Here is a 23,913-nt window from a genome sequence, read left to right as displayed (position 1 = left end):
AGGTGAACGGGCCTGTGGCAAGCGCGCACCCCACGCCGGAACGGCCCGACCGGATGGAGGAGGCCTGTGGGGTCTTCGCCGTTTACGCCCCTGGCCAGCAGGTGGCCAACCTCACCTACTTCGGCCTCTACGCCTTGCAGCACCGGGGTCAGGAGTCGGCGGGGATCGCTGTGTTCAACGGCGACAAAGTGCGGCTGCACAAGGACATGGGCCTGGTGAGCCAGGTCTTCGATCAGGACGTGCTCGAGCGCATGCCTGGTGATCTGGCCGTGGGCCACAACCGCTACTCCACCACTGGCAGCAGCCGTGTCTGCAACGCCCAGCCGGTGGTGCTGATGACCCGCCTCGGTCCGTTCGCGCTCGCCCACAACGGCAATCTCGTCAACGTCGAGGGTCTGCGCCAGTCGGTCCAGGCCAGTGCGATTCAGTTCACCTCCACCACCGATTCCGAGCTGATCGCCTTCGCCCTGCAGCACGCGGTTGATGGGGGGCTGGGCTGGGAGGAGGCGATCCGCGATGCGGCAGGCCGCTGCCGCGGGGCCTTCAGCCTTGCGATCGGTACCCCCGCTGGGCTGTTCGCTCTGCGCGATGGCCATGGGGTGCGGCCTCTTGTGTTCGGCCACATCGGCGATAAGCACCAGGGTCAGTGGGTGGTGAGCAGCGAGACCTGCGGGCTCGACATCATCGGCGCCGCTTACGACGGTGACGTGGGCCCCGGTGAGCTGATCCGCTTCAGCGCCGGCGATCCGGTGCCGGCCCGCCAGCGCTGGTGCGAAGAGCCAACCAAGCTCTGCGTGTTCGAGATGATCTACTTCGCCCGGCCGGACAGCCGCTTTTTCGGCGAATCTCTCTACAGCTACCGCCACCGCATCGGTGAGGTGCTGGCGCGGGAAACGGCGGTGGAGGCCGACATCGTGATCGGCGTGCCCGATTCCGGCATTCCCGCCGCCATCGGCTTCTCCAAGGCCAGTGGCATCCCCTTCGCCGATGGTCTGATCAAGAACCGCTATGTGGGCCGCACCTTCATCCAACCCACCCAGGCGATGCGGGAGGCCGGCATCCGCGTCAAGCTAAATCCCCTTCCGGATGTGCTCTCCGGCAAGCGGGTGGTGGTGATCGACGATTCGATCGTGCGGGGCACCACCAGCCGCAAGCTGGTGATCGCCCTGCGCGATGCCGGTGCCACCGAGGTGCACATGCGCATCAGCTCGCCGCCGGTCACCCATCCCTGCTTCTACGGCATCGACACCGACAACCAGGAACAACTGATTGCTGCGCGCCTCAATCTCCAGGAGATCACCGATCACCTTCAGGTTGATTCGCTGGCCTATCTCAGCCAGGAGGGGATGCTTGAGGCTGCCCACGACAACGCCTCTCACTTCTGCACCGCCTGCTTCGACGGCAACTACCCGATCGACATGGACGACTCCGTGCGCTCCAGCAAGTTGATGCTTGAGCCCACGGGGATGGCGGCCAGGGTCTGATCCAAGCTCCTCAGCTGAGCAAGGGCACCAGGTCAATCACGGTTTCATCGGCTGAGCAGGGCCAGAGCGGTTCTTTCGGACCCTCCTCCCCGGTGCTGCGCTGGAGTTCGGCCATTGCCAGCCGCAGGCTTCGGCCCGTGGAGAACCTCAGGCCCACGATCGCGGTGCTTCCCGCCTGCAGATCGACCAATTCGTCCTCCCGCTGGAGGAAGCGCAGGCCGATCTGACCAAGATCTCCACGCTCACAGCGGCGCAGGCTCTCCACCTCCAGCCGCCTCAGCTGGCTGTGGCGGCTGACCAGCAGCACATCGGTCCCTGGATCGACGCAGGCTGCCCCCACCACGCTTTCGCCAGGCAGCAGTCGCAACAGCGTCGGACCCTGGGCAGCCTTGCCCATCAACGGCAGGGTGTTGTCATTCACGGCCAACCTGAGCAGACGACCTGTGGTGCTGGCCACCACCAGATCCTGGCCGTCTGTGCACGGCACGACCCGGCGCAGTCGCACGCCGTCTTTGAGCTTCAGTACGGTGGCGGCCCGGCCGGAAAGTTCGCGGAACGTCTCCAGTGGCAGCCGTTTGAAGCGGCCATCGCTGCTGAGCAGACCCAGTGTTCCCGTTGGCGTCTGCGGCAGGGGCAGTACTTCCACGATCTGATCACCCAGCAGGCTCTCGGGTAGGAATTTCTCCAGGGAACCGGGCTGCTGGGCGGCGAATTCCCAGCGCAGCATGGCCACCCGGCCACTGGCGCTGAAGGCCAGCAGGGAAGGCCTCTCGGCCACGGGCAGGATCAGGCGTGCCGGGGCCGGATGCTCTCCGAGGGGCGCTGCTTCATCGAGGTGCAGTCGTCCCAGTGCCTGGGGTGCCACGATCCTCACCACCCCATCGGCTTGAATCAGCAGTCGTCCATCTCCGGGCAGGGCATCGAGAGCCTGCTGGCGCTGCAGCTCGGTGTTGGGCCGCACCGCTGCCGCCCGTTGGGCCATCAGGTCGTCGCCGCCGGCCACCAGCCGGGTGCGGCGGGGGGTGAAGTAGCGCTTCTTGAGGGCCTTGAGTTCGGCCACCATGGCATCGAGCAGGGCTGGTCGATCGTCGAGCAGGTGGCGCAACCGTTCCCGCTCCTCCAGCAGCTCCCCCGACTCCTGGCGCAGCCCGTCCTGCTCCAGGCTAGTGAGCCGTCGCAGCGGCATGGCCAGCACGGCATCGGCCTGGCGTTCGCTCAGGTCGAAGTGCACCTGCAAGCTGGCTCTGGCGCTGGCCGCGTCAGTTGCCGCCTGGATTCTCTCGATCACCTCGGGCAGGGCTTTGAGGGCGCGGATCAGGCCCTCCACCACCTCGAGCCGGTCTTCCGCACGCCGCAGAGCATGGCTGGTGCGGCGGATCAGGGTGTGTTCCCGGTACTCCAGGAAGTGGTTGAGCATCTGGCGCAGGCTGAGCTGCTGGGGCTGGCCATTAACCAGGGCGAGCAGGATGGCGCCGAAATTGCTCTGCAGGGAGGTGCGCCTTTGCAGGTCTGCGAGCACCTTGCTGGCCTCGGCATCCCGGCGCAGCTCGATCACCACCCGCATCCCCTCTCGGTCGCTCTCGTCACGGATGTCGGCGATGCCGCCGATCTTGCCGTCGTTCACCTGCTCGGCGAGCTTCTCGATCCAGCCCGCTTTGCTCAGCTGATAGGGCAACTCGGTTACCACCACAGCGCTGCGGCGGTGGCGACCCTTGCCCGGCTGCACCTCCTCGATGTGGGCAATGCCCCGCATTGGGATGCTGCCGCGCCCAAGCAGATAGGTGTCGCGCACACCGCTGCTTACCAGCACCTCCCCGCCGGTGGGGAAGTCGGGCCCGGGCACCAGCTCCAGCAGCTTCTCGTCTCCCAGCTCCGGCTTGCGGATCAGAGCGATCAGTGCCTCCACCACCTCGCCCAGATTGTGGGGAGGAATGCTGGTGGCCATGCCCACCGCGATGCCCGAGCAGCCGTTGAGCAGCAGGAACGGAAGCTGGGCCGGCAGCACGGTGGGCTCCTGTTGGGAGCCGTCGAAGTTGGAAGCGAAATCAACGGTGTCGTTGCCGATCTCATCGAGCATCGCCTGGTGGGCGATCGGTGCCAGCCTGGTTTCGGTGTAGCGCATGGCGGCCGGCGGGTCGTCGTCAACCGAGCCGAAGTTGCCGTGGCCATCCAGCAGCGGATGGCGGCTGGCGAAGGTCTGCACCAGGCGCACCAGGGCGTCATAGACCGCCTGGTCGCCATGGGGGTGGTATTTGCCCAGCACGTCGCCCACCACCCGGGCGCATTTGCGGTAGGGCCGGTCCGGGGTCAGCCCCAGTTCATGCATGGCGAACAGGATCCGGCGCTGCACGGGCTTGAGGCCATCACGCACATCGGGCAGGGCGCGGCCCACGATCACGCTCATCGCGTACTCGAGGTACGAACGCTGCATCTCTTGATGCAGGGCGATGGGCTGGACGCGCTCCTCGGCCATCCGGTTCTGGGATCTGAGGGCGGAAGGCGCTCAGCCTACAGATCCTCTCCGGTGAGGCCCCATCCAGCGTCCGGCCTCACTCCTCCCCGGAGTCTTCCCCGTCGCTGCTGCCGGTGGCGTTTGCATTGGCCCGGTCGGCGGCGGCCTTGATTGCCGGGTTCTCAAGCAGGACGCGGGTGCTGCTGCGCAGCCGCGGACCCCAGAGTTGCTCCTTCTGATATGCATCCAACACGTAGTTGGGCTCGATCGCCAGGGCCTGGCTGGCCATCTCCAGTGCTTCTTTCTGGTCGCCCGGCCGGGCGTGGAGTGCCGCAGCCAGAGCGAGCATGGGTTCTGCGGCCTTGGGATTGATCTCCAGGGCCCTGCGCCAGCGCCGGATGGCGTCGTCGTTGCGGCCGAGCTCATAGAGCACCAGCCCCTGGTTGTTGATCGCTTCCCAGAAATCCTTGCGCAGGCCCGAGGCCTGATCGAACGACCCCAGCGCCGCCTGGGGATTGTTGAGCAGCAGGTGGGCGTTGCCCAGGTCGAAGTGGGCGCCGGGATTCTTGCCGTCGAACTTCAGACCGGTTTCCAGCAGACCGACCGCCTGGCCGGGCTGACCATCCCGCAGGGCCAGCGAGCCTTCCGCGAACCAGATGCCGGGGTTGCGCGGATCGAGTTCCTTTGCCCGCGCCAGCGACTGGCCGGCGGGTTTGATCTGGTTGCTGCGCAGCTGCGCTTCCGCCAGCAGCACCCAGCCGCGGGGGTCGTTGGGCAGAAGCTGCACCGTCAGGCCCGCCAACCGGGCCGCGTCGTCGGCCTGGCCCAGCCGCAGCAGCCGTGTGGCCGCCTGGGCGATGCCCAGTCCCGCTGCCTCCAGTTCCTCCGCCCTGGGCACGTAGACATAAGGAACCAGAGCCTGCGCCGAAGCGGCTGGGCCGATGGCCAGGGCCACCGCCAGGGGAGCCGACGCCAGAGAGTTGAACCAGCGCGGAGCCATGCCAGCTTTGAGATCCATGGTTCAGCCTAGGGGTCTGCTTCTGGGGTCTCGGCCTGGGCCGACCGAAGATTGCGCCGCCACATCCAGGGCTTGATCCGTCGCAAGGCCGACCCCCTCAGCCGCTCGTCCCACTCGGCATCACTCCAGGCGAGGGCCTCTTCGGCGTTCAGGTTGAGCAGCCAGTGCCTGGGCTGCAGGTCTGGATCCTCCGAGCTGGGAAGCGTCTGCTGGTTCCATGGGCAGACGTCCTGACAGATGTCGCAGCCAGCCACCCAGGGACCCATGGCCGCGGCCATGGCCGCCGGAAGGGTCTTGTCTCGGTTTTCAATCGTGTGATAAGCGAGGCAGCGGTTGGCATCCACCACAAAGGGCTCGCTGATGGCCCCGGTGGGGCAGGCCTCGAGGCAGCGGCTGCAGCGGCCGCAGAGAGGTTCAGATGGAGCATCGCCAGGCAGATCGGCCGTGGTGAGCAGGTGGCCGATCAGCATCCACGATCCCCGACGGGGGTGGATCAGGTTGCCGTTCTTGCCGATCCAGCCAAGACCCGCCTGTTCGGCCCAGGCCTTGTCCAGCAGGGGGGCGCTGTCGACGCAGGCCCGCCAGGCCACGCCAGGGCACTGCTCCTCGAGCCAGCGCCCCAGCCGACGCAGACGTCCATCAATCACCCGGTGATAATCCCTGCCCCAGCCATAGCGGGCGACGGCCAGGCTGCCCGGCTTACGCCTGATGGCCACGTGATAGTTGAGACCCACGGCCAGCAGGCTGCGCACGCCGGGCAGCAGGCTGGTGACTTCGCGGCGTCGGGGATCGGCCATCCAGGCCATGCCGGCCTGGTGACCGGCCTCCAGCCAGCGTTCCAGCGCCGCATTGCGCAGGGGCATCCGCCCATCGCCTGGTAAGGCTGCCAGCCCCACCGGCTCGAACCCCAGGGACCTGGCCTGTTCCTTGAGCGCAATCGCCAGCTCCTGAAGTCGGAGCTCAGATTCGGGCGTGGCGGCCGGTTGCTGGGGATGGTCTGATCTCACCCGTACAGTTGCCGCTGATTGTCATCCTGCTGTGACTCCTGCCTCAACTGGCCGACTCGGCTATCTCCTGCGCTGGCTCGGTCTCACCCTTGTCGCGCTGCTGGTGCTGCAGCTGGCGGCTGTGGTTTCCGCCTGGAGCTGGCAGGAGGAAGCCTTCCGCCAGATGGTGATCGAGCGCCTGATCACCCAGTCACCGATGGCTCTGGTGGGCCTGCTGCTGGCCCTGTTCGGCTCACGCCTGGATCAGACCGACTCCCGCACCCCCCTGCGTTGGCTGGTGGCGGCCCTGGCGGCTCTGCTCGCCATTGGCCTGGCGGTGTCGGTGCCGGTGGCGATCAGCGGCGATGGTGTGCTTACCGCCAAGACCGAGCAGGCATTGACCGCCCAGCGCAGTCAGCTGGAGATGGCCAAGCAGCAAAGCCAGAATCCCCAGGTGCTGGAGCAACTGGTGCGCCAGGCCGAGCAGTCCGGTCAGGTCCCGCCCCAGGCCACCGATGAGCAGAAGCAGCAGGCTGCCCGCGGTTTCATCGACCGCCAGCTGCAGCAGATGGAGCAGCAGTTCCAGGAAGCAGAGCGGGCTCAGGGTCTGTCGGTGAATCAGCGCCGCTACGCCGGCACCGGCTCTGCCGCGGTGCTGGCTGTGGCGTTCACCCTGCTGGCGCTGGCCGCTTTGCTCTGAGAATCCCTTGAAGCCATCCTGAAGCTGCTGCTGCACCAGGCGGCTGGCTAGGTTGATCTGAGCAATTCGAAAACCGGACAACCGGGAAGATCCTTGGTGCAGTCGAGCCCCAGACCTGATCAACCGTTGGGGACCCGGTTGCAGCAGGACCTTAAAAACGATCTGATCGCCGGTCTGCTGGTGGTCATTCCCCTGGCCACCACCATCTGGTTGGCGACCACGGTGAGCCGTTTTGTGCTCGCCTTTCTCACCTCGATTCCCAAGCAGTTCAATCCTTTCAATACCCTTAACCCACTCCTTCAGGAGTTGATCAATCTGGGTGTCGGGTTGTTGGTTCCCTTGCTGGGAATTCTGTTGATCGGCCTGATGGCACGCAACATCGTCGGCCGCTGGCTGTTGGATTTCGGCGAGGGAACCCTCCAGCGCATTCCCCTTGCCGGCTCTGTCTACAAGACGCTCAAGCAACTGCTCGAAACAGTTTTCCGTGACAATTCCACCCGCTTTCGGCGGGTCGTTCTGGTGGAATATCCACGCAAAGGTCTCTTTGCCCTCGGCTTCGTCACCGGTGTCCTCGGCAGTGCCATGCAGGGAGGCTTCGACCAACCGATGCTGAGCGTGTTCATTCCCACAGCTCCAAACCCCACCACCGGTTGGTACGCCGTGGTGCCGGAAACCGCGGTCCGCGATCTTGACCTCTCGGTGGAGGATGCGTTCCGCACGATCATCTCCGCAGGGATTGTCAGCCCTGATGATGATCGAGAAATCCCAGCAAGCCGCAGCTTCTCCAGCCTGCTTGCCCAGCTGCGTGCTCCTGTGTTCTCGTCCTCTCCCCCCACCAAGCCCTGATCTGCGGCTTGCCACCCTCGACCCACCCGATGCCGAGTAGATCCATCTCCAGAGAACTGGCCCTTCTGATGCTGGGCCAGGTCAATGACCGCGTTCCACCGGCTGATCTGCCGCTGGAAAGTCTGCTGGAGCAGGCCTTGGCCAGCTTGGCCCAGCACGTGCGTGAGGCCCTCGACAATGCTGAGATTGATCTGCAGCAGGCACAGCAGCAACTGCTCGAGAGTGAACTGATCGATGCGGCCGATCAATTGCCGCGGGTGCGGGATTACCTTCAGCAGGGTCTGACCCATGCCGAGCAGGCGCTCAATCGGCTCTCCGCCAGCCTGGAGCTGCCCCGTCTGCTGATGCTTGCCGACCAGAGCGAGATCCGCGAAGGGGCCCTCGCCCGCACCCGTGCCGTCCTTCAGGACCGCGAAGCCCTGGATTCTCGGCTCGATGCCGTGATGGAAGGCTGGCGCCTCGGCCGGCTTCCCCGCATCGACCGCGACATTCTGCGGCTGGCGGCTGTGGATCTTCACACCTTCGGAACCCCGGCTCCGGTGGCCTGCAATGAGGCTGTGGAGCTGGCCAACCGCTACAGCGATGATCAGGGCCGCCGGATGATCAACGGGATCCTGCGCCGGCTCACCACCTCCGTCTCTTGAGCAAGCATGGTCTTCGACTGGTTCCGGCGGCGCCCCACCACAACCGAGGCGGCGTCTGAGCCTGCCGCGGCCTCCGGGGTTGGCGAAGACACAGCCGAAGACAAGCCTGAATCCGAAGCCGAAGCTCAAACTGCCGCTGGTCACGCCAGCGTGCCTGAGGAGCCGCCTCAGCCTTCAGCCGCCTCAGCTGCCACCTCCTCAGCTCCCGCCGCCTCAGCAGCCGCTTTGGACCAGGACGCCCTCGACTGGGCTCGCCAGGCCTATGCCCGCCTCAAGGCGGAACACGAGCGCAGCCAGCCGGCTGCCCCCCCCCAGCCGTCTGAACCAACGCCTGAACCAACCCCTGAACCGGCTGAAACTGCGGCGCCTTACCAAGATCCAGTTGACGCGGCTGAGCCTGTACCTGCATCGCTGCCAACGCTGGAGTCAGCATCGGCTCCTGTGCTGGAGGTGCCCACCCCCGCCGGCCCCTCCCTGCTGGAGCTGGCCGCGGCCAGCCGGGCCGAGCGCCAGCAGACCGTGCTCGCCCCCAGCACCGACCCGCCGCCCAGGGCCGAGCCGAGTGCCGTTGCCGTCCCCACGCAGGCCCCCGCCGCTCCTGCCCCCTCGAGCGAGGAAGCCAGCCCGCAACTGGGGTCCTTCGATGCCGACTTCACCTGGTCGGCCGAGGTGCTCGCGGCCCAGGGCCGGCGCGTCGATCAGGTGTCGCTCGAGGAGATCGACTGGCTCAGCCGCCTGCGACGCGGCCTGGAGAAGACCCGTCGCGGCCTGGTCACCCAGCTGCTCGACACCCTGGGCGACGATCCCCTCACCCCGGAGGTGCTCGACGATCTGGAAACCAGTCTGCTGCGTGCCGACGTGGGCGTGCAGGCAACCGATCAGGTGATCGAGGCCCTGCGCAGACGCCTGAACGAAGAGGTGGTGGAGCCGGCTGAGGGTCTGCGCTTTCTCAAGGAGCAGTTGTGCGGGTTGCTTGAGAAGCCGATCGCGGCCAGTGGCGAGCCCCTGCTGGCCCCACAGCGGGACCGGCTCAACGTCTGGTTGCTGGTGGGTGTGAACGGAGTGGGCAAGACCACCACCCTCGGCAAGCTCGCCAATCTGGCGGTGCGCAGTGGCTACAGCTGCCTGATCGCCGCTGCCGACACCTTCCGCGCTGCCGCTGTGCAGCAGGTCACCATCTGGGGTGAGCGCAGTGGTGTGCCGGTGATCGCCAACCCCAGCGCCAATGCCGACCCTGCCGCCGTGGTCTATGACGCCATCGGCGCGGCCCGCTCCAAAGGCATCGAGCTGGTGCTGGTGGACACCGCCGGTCGGCTGCAGACCAAGAACAACCTGATGGAAGAACTGAGCAAGGTGCGGCGCATCGTTGGCAAGCTGGCCCCGGAGGCGGTGGTGGAATCGCTGCTCGTGCTCGATGCCAGCCAGGGGCAGAACGGCCTGCGCCAGGCCATGGCCTTTGCTAGCGCTGCCGGGCTTACGGGGGTGGTGCTCACCAAGCTCGATGGCAGCGCCCGCGGAGGCGTGGCTCTGGCGGTGGCCTCCGAAGCAGGTCTGCCGATCCGTTTTGTGGGTGCCGGCGAAGGCATCCGTGACCTGCGGCCCTTCAACAGCTTCGAGTTCGTCGAAGCTCTCCTCTCCAGCTGAGCGGCGGGCACTGGGGGATTACTGCTACCGTTCGGCCCCTGCGGCCGCCTGTTTCGAGCCGCATTCCGCCAGCCGCGTGCCACTGCCATTGCCCCGGCCCCACCAGGCCCTCACGGCATCGGCTTCTCTGCGGCAACTGCTAGACAGCCTCAGCCGGGAACAACGGCGCAACCAGGAGCTGCTTGCCTCCCTGAGTTTTGCCCTGCGCAGCTTCACCAATCTGAACCGCTTCCTGGAGCTGGTTCCTTTGGTCTCCTCACGACTGGTGGGAGCCGAGGGCAGTCTGTTGGTGGTCTTCCACCCCGATGGGCGCCTCTGGCGGGAGCACACCCAGGCCAGTCCCGCGGCCCGCAGCGGCGAGTTGGTGCGCTTGCTGGGGGAGCTGGATCTGCCCGCTGGCCTGGCTGAGGAGGAGGAGGTCTCCCAGCTCGATCTGCAGGTGCGCCGTCTGCTGGGGGAGGTGCAGCTGTTCGGCACCTCCGTGGTGGCCCGCAGCCGGGCCCGCGGTCGCCTTTACGTCTTTGGCAGCGCCGAAGGCCTGACCTGGAGCGATGTCCACCGCCGCCACGTGCAGCTGGTGGCCGACCTAACGGGCGTGGCGATCGAAACCGAGCTGCTGCAGGAGGACCGCCGCCGTCATGAGCGCCTGGATCGCCAGCTCAACACGGGCGCCGAGATCCAGGCACAGCTGCTCCCCGATCACTGTCCGGTGATTGAGGGGGTGGAGCTGGCCGCCCGCTGCCGACCGGCCTTCGAGGTGGGGGGCGATTACTACGACTTCATCCCGACCCGGCCCCAGCTCAGCGGACGCCGCCGCGAAACTTCCCGCTGGGCCCTGGTGATGGGCGATGTGATGGGCAAGGGGGTGCCGGCCGGTCTGCTGATGACCCTGCTGCGGGGGATGCTGCGGGCCGAGGTGCTCAGCGGCCATGCCCCCGACCGGATTCTGCATGACCTCAACGAATTGGCGCAGGAGGATCTGGCTCATTCGCACCGCTTCGTCACCCTCTTCTATTCCGACTTCGATCCCCGCAGCCGCCTGCTGCGCTATGCCAACGCCGCCCACAATCCGCCGCTGCTCTGGCGGCACCAGCGCCATGAGGTGGAGCGCCTCGACGCTCCCGGGCTGCTGATCGGCCTGCAACCGGAGGCCCAGTACGGCTGCGAGCGGGTGCTGCTGGAGCCCGGTGATGTGGTGCTCTATTACACCGATGGAGTCAGTGAAGCCCTCGGCCTCACGGGTGAACGCTTCGAGGAGGAGCGCCTGCAGCGGCACCTGGCAGAAGCCTGTCGGGCGGGCAAGAGCGCCCAGGGTGTTCTCGATGCACTGTTCGACCGGCTCGACCGCTTCGTGGGTGCTGACCATCAGCTGAACGACGATGCCTCGATGGTGGTGCTGAAGGTGCGTGAGGAGGTGGTGCTCCCCTCCCTGCCTGGTTGAGTGCGGCCGCCAGGGTCGGATGCCAAGCTGACGCTTCGCGGCACGGTTTGGCTTCGATGGCGGCACAGGCTTCCCAACCGGCGCGATGGAGTGACCGTTTCGAGGAAGGGCTCCATCCGGCGATCGAGCGCTTCAATGCCTCGATCGGTTTCGACATCACCCTGCTGCAGCAGGACCTGGATGCCTCCATCGCCCACGCCCGCATGCTCGGCCGCTGTGGGGTGATCAGCACTGCTGAGGCGGAGCAACTCATCGCTGCCCTCGAGAAGGTGCGCTCGGAGGCGGCCGAGGGCCACTTCCGCCCTGGGCTGGAGGCCGAGGACGTGCACTTCGCGGTGGAGCACCGCCTGATCGCCCTGATCGGTCCCCTGGGAAAGAAACTGCACACCGGTCGCAGCCGCAACGATCAGGTCGGCACCGATCTGCGTCTCTGGCTGCGCCAGGCGATCGATGGACTCGATGCCGGCCTGTGGCGCTTCCAGCAGGCCCTGCTGGACCAGGCAGACAGCCACCTGCACACCCTCATTCCCGGCTACACCCACCTGCAGCGCGCCCAGCCCCTCTCCTTGGCCCACCATCTGCTGGCCTATGTGGAGATGGCCGAACGCGACCGTCAGCGCCTTTCGGACGTGCGCCGCCGGGTGAACATCTCACCCCTGGGGGCAGCGGCTCTGGCTGGCACGCCGGTGCCGATCGACCGACGGCTCACGGCCGAGGAACTGGGCTTCGAGGCGATCTATGCAAACAGCCTCGATGCGGTCAGCGACCGCGATTTCGCCGTGGAATTCAGTGCCGCCGCCAGCCTGATCCTGGTCCATCTCAGCCGTCTCTCCGAGGAGGTGATCCTCTGGGCCAGTGAGGAGTTCGGTTTTGTGCGCCTCACAGACCGCTGCGCCACCGGCAGCAGCCTGATGCCCCAGAAGAAGAACCCCGACGTGCCCGAGCTGGTGCGCGGCAAGGCCGGCCGGGTGTTCGGGCACCTGATGGGGTTGCTGACCATGATCAAGGGGCTTCCCCTGGCCTACAACAAGGACTTCCAGGAAGACAAGGAAGCCCTCTTCGATGTGGTGCGCACCACAGCGGATTGCCTCGAGGCGATGGCGATCCTACTGGAGGAGGGCATTCGTTTCCGGCCCGAGCGGTTGGAGCAGGCAGTGGCGGCTGATTTCTCCAATGCCACCGATGTGGCCGATTACCTGGTGGCCCGCGGTGTTCCTTTCCGTGAGGCTTACCAACTGGTGGGTGGTCTGGTGAAAACCTGCCTGGGCGAGGGGCTGCTGCTGCGGGATCTGCCCCTGGAGCGCTGGCGCCAGCTGCATCCTGCCTTTGAGGCGGACATCCACGCCGCGATCGAGCCGCGGCAGGTGGTGGCCGCCCGCCGCAGTGAGGGGGGTACGGGCTTCGAGCGGGTGGCCGAGCAGCTCAAGCTCTGCCGCGAGCGCCTGGGTCCTGAGGCCCCATCCTCCTAAAGACCCTGCTGCTCCAGCTCCTGGGCGGCGGCCTCCAGCACCTCAGGGCCCGCACTGCGCTCCCCCGCCCGTTCCCCCAGCCGGCGGCGCCAGTGCCGGGCTCCCGGCACCCCCTCCACCAGGTGCACCAGGTGGCGGGCGATGGGCCAGAGCCGTCGGCCGGCCCCGCACCAGCGGCTGGCATGGGGAATCAGGCCACGCACCACCGCTGAGGCCAGGGCCGGACGGTTCTCCTCGCAGCCGAACAGCTCCCGGTCGACCGTGGCCCAGCGCAGGGGATGGTCGTAGGCGGCACGACCCACCATTACCCCATCCACCCGGCCCAGGTGCTCCTGGCAGTTCTCCAGACTCAGCAGGCCGCCGTTCAGTTCGATCGTGAGCTGGGGGCGGTCCCGTTTGAGCTGATGCACCAGGTCGTGACGCAGGGGCGGAATCGTGCGGTTCTGCTTTGGATCCAGCCCGTGGAGCCAGGCCTTGCGGGCATGCACGCTGAAGCGGCTGGCGCCGGCGCCGGCCACCCTGTCCACGAAGGCCAGCAGCAACTCGTAGCTGTCCTGCTCGTCGATGCCGATGCGGTGCTTGACCGTCACGGGCAGGGGAGAGGCGGTCGCCATCGCCTCCACGCAGCGGGCGACCCGATCCGGGTCCGCCATCAGGCAGGCACCGAACCGGCCCTGCTGCACCTTGGGGCTGGGGCAGCCCACGTTGAGGTTGATTTCGTCGTAGCCCCAGGTGGCCGCCAGCAGCGCCGATTCCGCCAGCAGCGCAGGATCGTCGCCCCCCAGCTGCAGAGCCAGGGGATGTTCCTCGGGATCGAAGTCCAGCAGTGTGTCGCGGCGGCCATAGTGCAGGGCCTGGGCCACCACCATCTCGGTGTACAGGAGGGCGCGGCGGCTGATCTGCCGAATCAGCACCCTGAAGTGCCGATCGGTGCAGTCCATCATCGGCGCCACACTGAAGCGGTAGGCCCCGGCAACGGGCGTCGTCGCGTCGTCTCCCTTCCCCATTCCCCCATGCTGCCTGTCGACTGGTCCCTGGTGGTCGCCGGGGGCGGGCCCGCCGGCTACATGGCGGCCATAACCGCTGCGGAGCAGGGGCTGGCGGGGGTGTTGCTGCTGGAGGCCACACCCCAGCCGCTGGGCAAGGTGCTGATCAGCGGCGGCGGGCGCTGCAACGTCACCCATGCCTGCTGGGATCCGCTGGCCCTGGTGGGGCACTATCCGCGTGGGTCGCGGGCCCTGCGCGGGCCGTTCAGCCGCTTCGCCCCCGGCGACTGCCTGGCCTGGTTCGCCGAGCGGGGGCTGGAGCTGGTGGAGGAACCCGACGGCCGCCTCTTCCCCCGCAGCAACCGCTCCAGCAGCGTGGTGGCCGTGCTTGAGGCGGCGGCCGCCGCCGCCGGGGTGACGGTGTGGAGGGGGGCCTCCCTGCGCCAGGTGGATCCGCTCGAGGGTGGTGGCTTCAACCTGCGGCTGCGCCTGGCACCGGGGCTGGCCCATGGGGCTTCCAGCAGCCTCAGCGCCGATCGCCTGCTGCTCGCCACCGGGGGCCATCCCAGTGGCCGTCAGCTGGCCAGTCAGTTGGGCCATGCAGTGGTGGCACCGGTGCCCTCCCTGTTCACCCTGGCCCTGGAGGCCAATCCCCTGGCGGCCCTGCGCGGAGTGGTGATGGATCCGGTGGAACTGGAGCTGCGGCTGCCCTCAAGGCGCTTTCGTGAGCGCGGGGTGCTGTTGATCACCGGCTGGGGGGTGAGCGGTCCGGCCACCCTGCGGCTCACCGCCTTTGCGGCCCGGGCGCTTAAAGACAGCGGCTACAGGGCCGAGCTCTCGATCGACTGGAGCGGCGGCTGCTCCGCCGATGAGCTCAGGCAACGTTTCCAGAACGCCCGCGCGCAGCAGGCCCGTCGCCAGTTGCTCAATGCCCGCCCCTGGCCCGAGCTCAGCCGCCGGCTCTGGATTCACCTCCTGGACCGTCATGGTGTGGCTTCCGACCAGCGTTGGGCTGATCTGCGCCGGCGCGACGAGGACAATCTGCTGGGCGCCCTGCGCTCCAGCTCCTACGCGGTGGGCGGCCGCGGCCCCTTCGGCGAGGAATTCGTCACGGCTGGCGGTGTCACGTTGGGGGAAGTGAACCTGGCCACGATGGAGAGCCGAAAGCAGCCCGGCCTGTACTTCGCCGGAGAACTGCTGGATGTGGACGGAGTCACCGGCGGCTTCAACTTTCAGCACTGCTGGACCAGCGGCTGGCTGGCCGGAGGCGCCATCGCCCGGGCGGACCGGGCGGACTGAGCGGTGCGTCGACGTTCAGCGAATCTTGTCGAAGACCGAGAACATCGGGAGATACATGGCCACGAGAATCGCACCCACGATGATGCCGACGATCACGATCATGATGGGCTCCAGGAGAGAGGTGAGCGCTTTGACTGCCACCTCCACCTCGTCTTCGTAGAAATCAGCGACCTTGGAGAGCATGGCATCCATTTCTCCCGTTTCTTCGCCAATTGCCAGCATGCTCAGAGCCATCTCTGGAAACACGTTCTTACGGGAGAGAGCGACGCTAACGGGAATGCCATCCTGAATCTCCACCCGGCAGTCCTCGATCGTATCGGCAAAGATTGAATTGCGAGAAGTGTCTCGAACGATCTCCAGGCTCATAAGAATCGGCACACCCGCTTTGCTCAGGGAGCTGAAGGTTCGGCAGAATTGGGCTGTTTCGGTTTTCTGAATCAGGTCGCCGAACAGGGGAAGCTTCAGGATGAAGCCGTCGATCCGCCGTTTGCCCAGGGGAGTGTTGTAAACACCGACCAGCAGCCATCCTGCCAGGATCAGAAAGGCGATCAGGAATAAAGAGAATGCGGAGCGAAGCAGGGCGCTCAGATTCACCATCATCTGGGTGAAGACAGGCAGGTCTGCGCCCAGCTGTTCGAAGATTTCGGCAAAGGTGGGGATCAGGAAAATCGTCATGCCGAGGAAGACGGCAATGGCGATCAGCAGCACGATCACCGGATAGGCCAGGGCTCCCTTGATCTGATTCTGCAGCTTGGCGTTCTGCTCCAGCAACAGGGCCAGCCGCTTCAGAGTTTCATCCAGAACCCCTCCGAGTTCGCCGGCTTCGACCATGGCGATGGTGATTCGATCGAAGACCTTGGGCCAGCGACGCATCGCCACGCCCAGGCTCACCCCCTGGCTCACTTCGCTGGCGACTGCTTCGAGGGCCTGCCGGAAGATCGGCTTCTTCTGCTGCTTGGCCACCAGGGTGAGGCCCCGCACAATCGGCACGCCAGAATCCACCAGCGCTGAGAGCTTGCTGGCGAACAGCGCCTTCTCCCGCACGCTGGGTCTGGCCTGGAACATCGTCCCCAGATCCCGGCTGAACAGACTGGTGCCCCCTTTGCCGCCACTGGCCTGCACTGAGCGGGTCGAGGCCATCGGCACAACGGAGGTTGCGGCAATGCCCCTTCGGCGCAGATCCCGCTTGGCGCTGGCCAGATCAGGGGCTTTCAGCTGGATCACCTTCTGCTGGCCCCGTTGACTGGCATAGGTGGCGGTGAAGATCGGGCTGGAGCCTTCCTTCGCCGGCACCAGGGAGCTGGCGAGGATGCCTCGCCGGCGCAGGTTGCGGCGGGCCGCGGGCAGATCGGAGGCTTCCAGCCGCAGCTCCCGCTGGTCGCCTTGGGTGCTGGTGTAAGTGGCCAGATAGGCAGGCATGGAGGATCTGGATCAGAGGGAGTTGCTGAGCAGCCGATTCAACTCATCCGGCTTGGTTGAGTGGGTGCGGGCTTCCTCCAGGGCAATGTCCCCCTGCTTGACCATGTCGGCCAGGGCTTTTTCCAGAGTCTGCATGCCCAGTTGGCCTCCGGTCTGAATCTGGGAATAGATCTGGGCGGTTTTTGCCTCCCTGATCAGGTTGGCCAGGGCCGGCGTACTTAACATTATTTCCTGGGCCATGACCCGGCCATAGCTGTGGCTGGAGGGCGAACTCCGGCGGCAGAGTGTCTGGGCGAAGATCGCGGCCAGGCTGCTGCTGAGCTGGGTGCGGATCTGGGCCTGCTGGCCCGCCGGAAACACATCCACCATGCGGTCCACGGTCTGGGCGGCGGAACTGGTGTGCAGGGTGGCAAATACCAGGTGACCGGTTTCGGCCGCGGTGATGGCGAGCTGAATCGTTTCCAGATCACGCATTTCCCCCACCAGAATCACGTCAGGGTCCTCCCTCAGGGCTGCTCTGAGGGCATTGCTGAAACTTTTGGTGTCTTCGTTGAGCTGGCGCTGATGGATCAGGCTCTTGTCATTGATGTAAGCGAATTCGATCGGATCTTCGATCGTGATGATGTGCTCAGCCCGGCTGTGGTTGATGTAATCGAGTAGCGAGGCCAGGGTGGTGCTCTTGCCCGATCCAGTCGGCCCCGTCACCAGCACCAGCCCCGAAGGCCGCTTGGTGATGTCCACCACCACCGGAGGCAGGCCGAGCTCCTGGGGGGTGGGCACCTTGCTGTTCAGGGCTCGCATGGAGGCGGCGTAGGTGCCGCGCTGGCTGAAGACGTTGATGCGGAAGCGGGCCAGGCCGCGCAGGCCATAGGAGCAGTCGAGTTCCCAGGTCTGTTCCAGTTGCTTGCGCTGGGAGTTGGTGAGGATCGAGAAAATCATGCGGTTGCAGGATTCCTCGCTCAGGGCCTGCTCCCGCATCGGCCGGAGCTCCCCGTTGAAGCGCCCATAGGGTTGCTGGCCCGCTGAGAGGTGAAGGTCGCTGCCCTTCTGCTCGACCAGCTCTTCCATCAACTCCTCGATCTGGAGCTCCATCGGGACCATGCCGGGTTGATCTGGATTCTGAGTTTCGCCCCGGTGGCCCGCAACACTCAGCGACGGGGGGTCAGGCAGTAGGGGCACTCCAGCCATTCATCCCTGAGTCCCGCCCCGCAACCCTGGCAGGTCAATGTGGTGAGTGCCTGGGTGCGTCGCTGTAACTCCAGCTCCGTGTCGGTGAGCAGCATCCGCTCCACTTCCTCGAGGGTGGTCTGGCCGTGGCGGACCAGTTCCAGGCCATAGACCAGCAGGGTTTTCATGCCGGTCTCGATCGAAAGATTGCGGATCACGTCGGTGCTGGCGCCCTTGGCGATGGCACTGGCGAGGTTGTCGTTGATCCTCAGTACTTCATAGACGCCGATGCGGCCCTTGTAGCCCCGTCCCTGGCAGGTGGGACAGCTGCTGCCGTCGGCCCTGGGTCCCCTTCGGGCTTTGTAGAAGGTGATCGACTGCTCCTGGCTGGCGAAGAGGCCGAAATGGCCCAGCTCTTCCTCTCCTGGGTGGTAGGGCACACGGCAGGTCCCGCAGACTTTGCGCAGCAGGCGCTGGGAGACGATTCCGATCAGGGAGGCACTCACCATGAAGGGCTCCACGCCCATCTCGCTGAGCCGGGCGATGGCACTGGGGGCGTCGTTGCAGTGCAGGGTCGTGAGCACCAGGTGGCCGGTCAGGGCCGCCTCAATGGCGGTCTTGGCCGTTTCCCCATCGCGGGTTTCCCCCACCAGCAGCACGTCCGGGTCCTGGCGCATGAAGGCCCGCAGGGCGGTGCTGAAGTCGTAGCCCTTGTCGCGGTTCACCTGGGTCTGGGTGATGCCCTTGAGCATGTACTCGATCGGATCTTCGACGGTGGAGATGTTGATGCTGGGTTCGTTCCGTTCCGCCAGCAGGGAATAGAGCGTGGTCGACTTGCCCGACCCGGTGGGTCCGGTCACCAGCACCATCCCGAAGGGCCTTGAGCCCATGGATCGAACGGTCGACAGGGTGGCCGGCTCGGTGATCAGCCGGTCGAGGCCCATGCGGGTGCTGCCGCTGTCGAGCAGCCGCAGCACCACCTTCTCTCCCCAGCGGCCCGGCAGGGTGCTCACCCGCAATTCGATTGTGCGGCCGCGGAACATCCGGCGGATGCGGCCGTCCTGGGGCATCCGTCGCTCGGCGATGTCCAGCTCGGCCATGATCTTGAAGCGGGAGGTGACCGCTGGTGCCAGGCTCCTGGGCAGGTGTTCGACGGGATGCAGCACCCCGTCCTGGCGAAAGCGGATCCGCAGCCCGTCCTCCTCCGGTTCCACGTGGATGTCGCTCGACTCTGACTCCATCGCCTGGATCAGGATGCGGTTCACCAGGCTCACCACCGGTGAGGCGTTGGAGGCCCTGAGGCTCTCCTCCAGATCCAGCTCCTGCTCCTGATCGGCGGGAGCCTCGTCCAGGCGGCTCTCCAGGCTGAGGCCCTCCAGCAGGGACAGGCCGTTTGGCTGGGAGGCCAGGGTGGTGTCTTCGCTGGGGCGATGACGACGGTCGGCCATTGTCTGCTTCAGCGCCTCGCTGATCTCCTCTTCCAGCCCCAGGCGCAAGTCGGGGGTGATGCCGTTGGCCAGCACGGCCTCCTCCAGCTGCTGGCGTTGCTGCGCCCGCCAATGGCTGGGGATCGCGACCTGGAGCCGCTCCCCCTGGCGCACCAGGGGCAGGGCAACCCATTCGCGCCATTGCTGGGCTTCGATCGTGGGGCAGGCTTCGGCGGCCCGTGGGTCGGCCAGCTGCAGCTCGACTGGCAGCAGAAGCTTTTCACCGCTGAGCAGCTCGGCCTCCAGCCGCCTGTGCTGTAGCGTTTCGGCCGCAGGGACCGGGCGTGTCGCCGAGAGGGTCATGGCCAGGACGGGGCCGAAGGGATCAGGTGCGGGCTTCCGCCGCTTGTGGGAAGAGCCCGTCGACCATCAACATGTTTAGGACCGATTGGCGTTGCAGTCAGCATGAGCGGCGAAGCCACTCCCTTCCCACAGGATCTCTCCGCCGAGGCGGACTCCCAGATTCAAAACCTTGACCAGTCGGGGGTGGAATCTCCGGCCGACACCGGCGCCCCGGCGCCTGTGACCAGCGATCCGCAGGCTGCGGCAGCTGCCGGTGCCGAGACGGACGCGAAGTCCGTGGCCCAGCGACTGGCCGCGGAACTCGAGACCCTGCGGCGTGAGCATGAGACCCTGCGCGGTCAGTACATGCGCATCGCCGCCGACTTCGACAACTTCCGCAAACGCCAGAGCCGCGATCAGGAGGATCTGCGCCTGCAGATCGCCTGCTCCACCCTCAGCGAGATTCTGCCCGTCGTCGACAACTTCGACCGTGCCCGCCAGCAGCTCGATCCCCAGAGTGAGGAGGCCCTGGGCCTCCATCGCAGCTATCAGGGTCTCTACAAGCAGCTGGTGGATGCCTTCAAGCAGCTGGGAGTGGCCCCGATGCGGGTGGAGGGTGAACCGTTTGATCCCAACCTGCACGAAGCGGTGCTGCGCGAGCCCAGTGACCTGGTGAACGAGGACCTGGTGATTGAGGAACTCCAGCGCGGCTATCAGCTGAATGGGCGCGTGCTGCGCCATGCTCTGGTGAAAGTCTCGATGGGACCGGGTCCCGGGGCCTCGGAGGGGGCCGCGTCCCCGGCCCAGGACGGGACAGTGGGTGGTGAGGAATCCAGCTGATGGCCGAGTACTACGACCTGCTGGGGGTGTCCCGCGACGCGGATGCCGACACCCTGAAGCGGGCCTATCGACGCCTCGCCCGCCAATACCACCCCGACATCAACAAGGAGTCCGGCGCGGAGGACCGCTTCAAGGAGATCGGCCGGGCCTACGAGGTGCTCAGTGATCCGCAGACCCGGGCCCGCTACGACCAGTTCGGTGAAGCGGGTGTTTCCGGTGCCGGCGCGCCCGACATGGGCGACATGGGAGGGTTCGCCGACCTTTTCGAGACGTTCTTCAGTGGTTTCGGCGGTGCCGCTGCTGGCGGCGGAGCTGGAGCCGGTCCCCGCCGCCGTGGCCCCCGCCAGGGGGATGACCTCCGCCTCGATCTGAGCATCAGCTTCAACGAGGCGGTCTTCGGCCAGGAGAAGGAGGTGCAGATCCGTCACCTGGAAACCTGCGCAACCTGTCAGGGCAGCGGCGCCAAGAGCGGCAGCGGACCCACCACCTGCGGCACCTGCGGCGGTCAGGGTCAGGTGCGCCGGGCCACCCGAACCCCCTTCGGCAGCTTCACCCAGGTGGCCCCCTGCCCCACCTGTGAGGGAACCGGTCAGGTGATCGCCGATCCCTGCAGCGCCTGTGGCGGCCAGGGGGTCCAGCAGGTGCGCAAGAAGCTTCGGATCACCATTCCCGCCGGTGTCGACTCTGGCACGCGCCTACGCGTGGCTGGCGAGGGCAATGCCGGCCAGCGCGGCGGTCCCGCCGGGGACCTGTACGTGTACCTGTTCGTTCAGGCCCACGACAAGCTGCGCCGCGACGGGATCCATATTCACTCCGAGGTGGCGGTGAACTACCTCCAGGCGATCCTCGGCGACAAGATCGAGGTGGACACGGTGGATGGTGCGGCCACCCTTGAGATTCCGGCAGGCACCCAACCCGGCACCACCCTCACCCTCACTGGCAAGGGAGTTCCCAAGCTGGGCAACCCGGTGGCCCGGGGCAACCATCTCTTCACCGTGAAGGTGCAGGTGCCCACCAAGCTCAGCAGCCACGAACGGGAGCTGCTCGAGCAGCTGGCCGGTCACCATTCCGCCAAGGACCATCCTCACAAGAGCGGCCTGTTCGGCGGGCTGTTCGGTTAGCGCGATGGTCTGCCTGTGACCTTCAGACCTGCGTCGGGGTCCCCGCCCGCGGAACCAACCCTGCGGCTCGATCTGCGTGGCACCCCCTGCCCCCTCAACTTCATCCGCAGCCGACTGGCGCTCGAGTCGATTGCTGCGGGTGAGTGGCTGCAGCTCGACCTCGATACCGGCGAACCAGAGTTGATGGTGGCTGAGGGCCTGCGCCAGGAGGGCCACCGGGTTGAGCGCCTGTCGAGAGAGGCCTCAGGCGCTCAGGACGCTGACGTCCAGGAGGGGGTCCGGTTCTGGATTTGCCGCCATGGGGGCTGAGGCCGAGGCCAGGGCTGACGGGGGCAAGGCCATGGTCAAGGGTCTAGTCACCGCGATTCAGGCCAACTTCTGCCAGGTGAGCCTGGAGATCCCTGGCCCCGGCGGACTCGACCAGTTGCTCTGCACCCGGCGCAGCCGGCTGGGTCAGGCGGGTGCGCGCATCCACGTGGGTGATCGGGTGGGGTTGGAGGGTATCGACTGGCCGGCGGGTCGTGCCGCCGTTGGCGATCTGCTGCCGCGCACCAGCCTGCTGGGGCGGCCACCGGTGGCCAATTGTGATCGGATCGTGGTGGTCATTGCGATGGCCGATCCTGTTCCGGATCCTGAGCAGCTCAGCCGTTTTCTGATCACCGCCGAGCACAGCGGTCAGCCGGTGCAGGTGGTGTTCTCCAAGGTGGATCTGGTTCCATTCGTTCAGCTCGAGAGCTGGTGTCAACGACTGAGGAGCTGGGGCTATGACCCCATCGCGGTCAGCGCAGCCAGCGGTGAAGGCATGGCCTCACTGAAACAGCGGCTCGCCCAGCCCGGAATCTCCGTACTCTGCGGTCCTTCCGGGGTGGGCAAGAGCAGCCTGCTCAATGCCCTGGTGCCGGCTCTGGCCCTGCGTGTCGGCACCGTGTCCGGTCGGCTCAGGCGCGGACGCCACACCACCCGGCACGTGGAGCTATTCCCCCTCGCCTCCGGTGCCCTGATTGCTGACACCCCTGGGTTCAACAGGCCCGAGCTGCCGCGCGATCCCGCTGTTCTGTCGGCGCTCTTCCCAGAAATCGTGGATGCCCTGCGGCAGGGTGGTCCCTGCCGCTTCAGCAATTGCCAGCACCGTGGGGATCCCGGTTGCCAGGTGGGAACGGCCTGGGACCGCTATGCCTATTACGCCGAGGGCCTGGAGGAGTTGCTGCAGGCAAGCCCTGCGCCCGTGGAGACCCGCTTCCAGCGGCAACCCAGCGGCCCCTCCCGTCGCCGTCAGCGCCAGCAGGCCCCTGATCTGGGCTGAACCCAGGGCCGCATCAGCCCCCCAGGCCGGGAAGATTCAGGCCGCCGGTGAGTTCTTCCATCCGCTCCTTCATCGTTCCGGTGGAAACGTCATAGGCGGCCTTCAGGGCCTCGAGCGTGGCGGTCTCCGTAGCCTCAGCGCCATCGGCCAGCAGTTCGGGGGAGAGCCGCACCTTCAGCGGTTGCTGGTTGCCGGTCAGCCAGACGCTGGCCCTGCCATCGGCGCTGCTGCCCTCCAGTTCCATGGCGTCGAGCTCGTCCTGGAGCTTCTGGGCATCCTGCTGGATCTGCTGGGCCTTGCGAAAGGCTTCGGTCAGCTGTCCGAAGTTGGGAAGTCCGAAGCCGGCCATGCGGGAACCAAGAGCGCCAGTTCAGGCTACGGCCTCCCCTTCGACGCTCAGGTTCCTTGCCATGCCGCCAGGGGCAGGGAAGTACCCGAGACGCTTCACCTCGGTGTGGAGCTCGATGCCGTGGGCGCTGAAGACCCGCTGCTGGACCAGCCGGATCAGCTGGTCGATGTCGTGGGCGCTGGCGCCGCCGGTGTTGACGATGAAGTTGGCATGGATCGGTGAGACCATCGCCCCGCCCATGGCCAGGCCCTTGAGCCCGAGCTGCTCGATCAACTGGCCGGCTTTGCGGGGTTCGGGATTGCGGAAGACGCTGCCACAGCTGGGCTGCTGGTAGGGCTGGCTGCTGGTGCGGCTGGAGAGGTTGGCGCTGGTGCGCCGGCTGATCTCGGCTGGATCATGGCCGAAGCTGAGACGGAAACGGGCCGACAGCACCAGCAGGGGCTCCTGCTGCAGTCTGCTGTGGCGGTAGGCGAACTCCAGCTCGCTGCTCTGAAGCACGAAAGGCTCATCCCCACCTGCTGGATTGAGCACCGTCACATCCTGGAGGCATTCCGCCGTACAGCCACCCTGGGCGCCGGCGTTCATCACTGCGGCACCACCCACGGTGCCGGGGATGCCCACCGCCCACTCCAGCCCGCTCAGGCCAGCCCTGGCTGCCTTGCGCGCCAGGGTGGGGATCGGTTCGCCGGCCTGGGCCTCCACCAGTCCCGTGCTCGGCTCGATCACGCTGCCCTGCAGCCTGCGGTTGCAGAGGGTGAGCCCATCAAGGCCGCCGTCGCTTACCAGCAAGTTCGAGCCTGCTCCGATCAGGCGAAGGGGCAGGTTCTCCGCCCGAGCCCAGCGGGCCAGCGCCATCAGTTCATCGCGACTGGCCGGTTCGGCGAACCATTCAGCTGGTCCGCCCACCTTCCAGGTGGTGTAGTCGGCCAGTGACACCTGGTTCTGGACTGGATCGCGAGCCGGGGTGAGGGGCACG

General features: G+C 66.5%; 21 protein-coding genes. 12 read left to right on the top strand and 9 right to left on the bottom strand.

Translation table 11 applies throughout. The features are described 5' to 3' along the window. Window positions 1–53 precede the first annotated feature (53 nt). On the top strand, window positions 54–1,484 hold the full coding sequence (gene purF / locus KBY93_RS04975; RefSeq protein WP_255093164.1) for an amidophosphoribosyltransferase: 1,431 nt from the start codon (window positions 54–56) through the stop codon (window positions 1,482–1,484). Window positions 1,485–1,494: 10 nt separating this feature from the next. Here the strand turns inward: purF and KBY93_RS04970 are convergent, their stop codons facing one another. The 3 genes from KBY93_RS04970 to queG all read right to left on the bottom strand — a co-directional run bounded on the left by KBY93_RS04970 (window position 1,495) and on the right by queG (window position 5,961). Further along, window positions 1,495–3,957 carry a DNA topoisomerase (ATP-hydrolyzing) subunit A gene (locus KBY93_RS04970; RefSeq protein WP_255093140.1) on the bottom strand — a complete coding sequence of 821 codons (2,463 nt, stop codon included), beginning with the start codon at window positions 3,955–3,957 and terminating at the stop codon, window positions 1,495–1,497. Between the two features lie 76 nt (window positions 3,958–4,033). After that, the gene (locus KBY93_RS04965; protein WP_255093139.1) at window positions 4,034–4,936 is read right to left on the bottom strand and encodes a tetratricopeptide repeat protein; all 903 of its coding nucleotides are present in this window, start codon (window positions 4,934–4,936) and stop codon (window positions 4,034–4,036) included. Between the two features lie 26 nt (window positions 4,937–4,962). After that, complete coding sequence (gene queG, locus KBY93_RS04960) at window positions 4,963–5,961, bottom strand: tRNA epoxyqueuosine(34) reductase QueG (RefSeq protein WP_255093138.1); 999 nt, start codon at window positions 5,959–5,961, stop codon at window positions 4,963–4,965. A gap of 31 nt (window positions 5,962–5,992) precedes the next feature. On the opposite strand from queG, the gene KBY93_RS04955 reads away from it, so the two are divergent. The 6 genes from KBY93_RS04955 to argH all read left to right on the top strand — a co-directional run bounded on the left by KBY93_RS04955 (window position 5,993) and on the right by argH (window position 12,684). Beyond that, the gene (locus KBY93_RS04955) at window positions 5,993–6,640 is read left to right on the top strand and encodes an HpsJ family protein (protein ID WP_255093137.1); all 648 of its coding nucleotides are present in this window, start codon (window positions 5,993–5,995) and stop codon (window positions 6,638–6,640) included. Between the two features lie 93 nt (window positions 6,641–6,733). Continuing rightward, window positions 6,734–7,486 (top strand): DUF502 domain-containing protein, encoded by a 753-nt coding sequence (locus tag KBY93_RS04950; protein ID WP_255093136.1) that lies wholly within the window; start codon window positions 6,734–6,736, stop codon window positions 7,484–7,486. 29 nt (window positions 7,487–7,515) lie between these two features. Next, window positions 7,516–8,130: a transcription antitermination factor NusB gene (gene nusB / locus KBY93_RS04945; RefSeq protein ID WP_255093135.1), complete on the top strand. Its 615-nt coding sequence runs from the start codon at window positions 7,516–7,518 to the stop codon at window positions 8,128–8,130. Between the two features lie 6 nt (window positions 8,131–8,136). Next, complete coding sequence (ftsY, locus tag KBY93_RS04940) at window positions 8,137–9,774, top strand: signal recognition particle-docking protein FtsY (protein WP_255093134.1); 1,638 nt, start codon at window positions 8,137–8,139, stop codon at window positions 9,772–9,774. A 76-nt stretch (window positions 9,775–9,850) separates the two neighbouring features. Beyond that, the gene (locus KBY93_RS04935) at window positions 9,851–11,215 is read left to right on the top strand and encodes a PP2C family protein-serine/threonine phosphatase (protein ID WP_255093133.1); all 1,365 of its coding nucleotides are present in this window, start codon (window positions 9,851–9,853) and stop codon (window positions 11,213–11,215) included. 56 nt (window positions 11,216–11,271) lie between these two features. Continuing rightward, complete coding sequence (gene argH / locus KBY93_RS04930) at window positions 11,272–12,684, top strand: argininosuccinate lyase (RefSeq protein WP_255093132.1); 1,413 nt, start codon at window positions 11,272–11,274, stop codon at window positions 12,682–12,684. Here argH and dusA read toward each other — a convergent pair. Next, a complete protein-coding gene (gene dusA / locus KBY93_RS04925) occupies window positions 12,681–13,691 on the bottom strand; it encodes a tRNA dihydrouridine(20/20a) synthase DusA (protein WP_255093131.1) in 1,011 nt (336 codons plus the stop codon). The two genes, argH and dusA, sit on opposite strands and share 4 nt — an antisense overlap. A 6-nt stretch (window positions 13,692–13,697) precedes the next feature. Here dusA and KBY93_RS04920 point away from each other — a divergent pair, with 6 nt between their 5' ends. Then, on the top strand, window positions 13,698–14,969 hold the full coding sequence (locus tag KBY93_RS04920; protein ID WP_255093130.1) for an NAD(P)/FAD-dependent oxidoreductase: 1,272 nt from the start codon (window positions 13,698–13,700) through the stop codon (window positions 14,967–14,969). 15 nt (window positions 14,970–14,984) lie between these two features. On the opposite strand, the gene KBY93_RS04915 is transcribed toward KBY93_RS04920, so the two are convergent. Genes KBY93_RS04915 through KBY93_RS04905 form a run of 3 tightly spaced genes read right to left on the bottom strand, consistent with a single transcriptional unit; the run spans window position 14,985 to window position 19,345 of the window. Next, window positions 14,985–16,388 (bottom strand): type II secretion system F family protein, encoded by a 1,404-nt coding sequence (locus tag KBY93_RS04915; protein ID WP_255093129.1) that lies wholly within the window; start codon window positions 16,386–16,388, stop codon window positions 14,985–14,987. A 12-nt stretch (window positions 16,389–16,400) separates the two neighbouring features. Continuing rightward, window positions 16,401–17,480 (bottom strand): type IV pilus twitching motility protein PilT, encoded by a 1,080-nt coding sequence (locus tag KBY93_RS04910; RefSeq protein ID WP_255093127.1) that lies wholly within the window; start codon window positions 17,478–17,480, stop codon window positions 16,401–16,403. 56 nt (window positions 17,481–17,536) lie between these two features. Continuing rightward, window positions 17,537–19,345, bottom strand: coding sequence for a GspE/PulE family protein (locus tag KBY93_RS04905; protein WP_255093126.1), 1,809 nt, complete (start codon window positions 19,343–19,345; stop codon window positions 17,537–17,539). Window positions 19,346–19,447: 102 nt separating this feature from the next. Here KBY93_RS04905 and grpE point away from each other — a divergent pair, with 102 nt between their 5' ends. The 4 genes from grpE to rsgA are packed head-to-tail and all read left to right on the top strand — an operon-like array spanning window position 19,448 to window position 22,588. Next, window positions 19,448–20,164, top strand: coding sequence for a nucleotide exchange factor GrpE (gene grpE, locus KBY93_RS04900; RefSeq protein ID WP_255093125.1), 717 nt, complete (start codon window positions 19,448–19,450; stop codon window positions 20,162–20,164). Continuing rightward, a complete protein-coding gene (gene dnaJ / locus KBY93_RS04895; RefSeq protein WP_255093124.1) occupies window positions 20,164–21,285 on the top strand; it encodes a molecular chaperone DnaJ in 1,122 nt (373 codons plus the stop codon). Before grpE ends, dnaJ begins: the two co-directional genes overlap by 1 nt. A gap of 15 nt (window positions 21,286–21,300) precedes the next feature. Beyond that, entirely contained in the window at window positions 21,301–21,594 is a 294-nt protein-coding gene (locus KBY93_RS04890) for a sulfurtransferase TusA family protein (RefSeq protein ID WP_255093123.1), read from the top strand. Then, a complete protein-coding gene (rsgA, locus tag KBY93_RS04885; protein ID WP_255093121.1) occupies window positions 21,584–22,588 on the top strand; it encodes a ribosome small subunit-dependent GTPase A in 1,005 nt (334 codons plus the stop codon). The genes KBY93_RS04890 and rsgA overlap by 11 nt, the downstream gene beginning before the upstream one ends. Window positions 22,589–22,601: 13 nt before the next feature. On the opposite strand, the gene KBY93_RS04880 is transcribed toward rsgA, so the two are convergent. Together KBY93_RS04880 and murB are read right to left on the bottom strand one after the other, a co-directional pair. Further along, on the bottom strand, window positions 22,602–22,937 hold the full coding sequence (locus tag KBY93_RS04880) for a YbaB/EbfC family nucleoid-associated protein (RefSeq protein ID WP_255093120.1): 336 nt from the start codon (window positions 22,935–22,937) through the stop codon (window positions 22,602–22,604). A gap of 21 nt (window positions 22,938–22,958) precedes the next feature. Next, window positions 22,959–23,912, bottom strand: coding sequence for a UDP-N-acetylmuramate dehydrogenase (murB, locus tag KBY93_RS04875; RefSeq protein WP_255093119.1), 954 nt, complete (start codon window positions 23,910–23,912; stop codon window positions 22,959–22,961). Window position 23,913 lies beyond the last annotated feature (1 nt).

Origin of the sequence: Synechococcus sp. J7-Johnson, from assembly GCF_024345795.1 — a bacterium.
GTDB lineage: Bacteria > Cyanobacteriota > Cyanobacteriia > PCC-6307 > Cyanobiaceae > Regnicoccus_A.
Note: the sequence above shows the minus strand (reverse complement) of the source record. Positions and strands in the feature narration are given on the sequence as shown.

What these genes read in the sequence shown, in the direction of transcription:
- KBY93_RS04915 (WP_255093129.1), bottom strand. Translation starts at nt 16,388, where the DNA reads ATGCCTGCCTATCTGGCCACTTACACCAGCACCCAAGGCGACCAGCGG.
- KBY93_RS04910 (WP_255093127.1), bottom strand. Translation starts at nt 17,480, where the DNA reads ATGGAGCTCCAGATCGAGGAGTTGATGGAAGAGCTGGTCGAGCAGAAG.
- nusB (WP_255093135.1), top strand. Translation starts at nt 7,516, where the DNA reads ATGCCGAGTAGATCCATCTCCAGAGAACTGGCCCTTCTGATGCTGGGC.
- KBY93_RS04920 (WP_255093130.1), top strand. Translation starts at nt 13,698, where the DNA reads ATGCTGCCTGTCGACTGGTCCCTGGTGGTCGCCGGGGGCGGGCCCGCC.
- grpE (WP_255093125.1), top strand. Translation starts at nt 19,448, where the DNA reads ATGAGCGGCGAAGCCACTCCCTTCCCACAGGATCTCTCCGCCGAGGCG.
- ftsY (WP_255093134.1), top strand. Translation starts at nt 8,137, where the DNA reads ATGGTCTTCGACTGGTTCCGGCGGCGCCCCACCACAACCGAGGCGGCG.
- KBY93_RS04905 (WP_255093126.1), bottom strand. Translation starts at nt 19,345, where the DNA reads ATGACCCTCTCGGCGACACGCCCGGTCCCTGCGGCCGAAACGCTACAG.
- purF (WP_255093164.1), top strand. Translation starts at nt 54, where the DNA reads ATGGAGGAGGCCTGTGGGGTCTTCGCCGTTTACGCCCCTGGCCAGCAG.
- KBY93_RS04965 (WP_255093139.1), bottom strand. Translation starts at nt 4,936, where the DNA reads ATGGCTCCGCGCTGGTTCAACTCTCTGGCGTCGGCTCCCCTGGCGGTG.
- KBY93_RS04970 (WP_255093140.1), bottom strand. Translation starts at nt 3,957, where the DNA reads ATGGCCGAGGAGCGCGTCCAGCCCATCGCCCTGCATCAAGAGATGCAG.
- argH (WP_255093132.1), top strand. Translation starts at nt 11,272, where the DNA reads ATGGCGGCACAGGCTTCCCAACCGGCGCGATGGAGTGACCGTTTCGAG.
- KBY93_RS04880 (WP_255093120.1), bottom strand. Translation starts at nt 22,937, where the DNA reads ATGGCCGGCTTCGGACTTCCCAACTTCGGACAGCTGACCGAAGCCTTT.
- rsgA (WP_255093121.1), top strand. Translation starts at nt 21,584, where the DNA reads ATGGGGGCTGAGGCCGAGGCCAGGGCTGACGGGGGCAAGGCCATGGTC.
- dusA (WP_255093131.1), bottom strand. Translation starts at nt 13,691, where the DNA reads ATGGGGAAGGGAGACGACGCGACGACGCCCGTTGCCGGGGCCTACCGC.
- dnaJ (WP_255093124.1), top strand. Translation starts at nt 20,164, where the DNA reads ATGGCCGAGTACTACGACCTGCTGGGGGTGTCCCGCGACGCGGATGCC.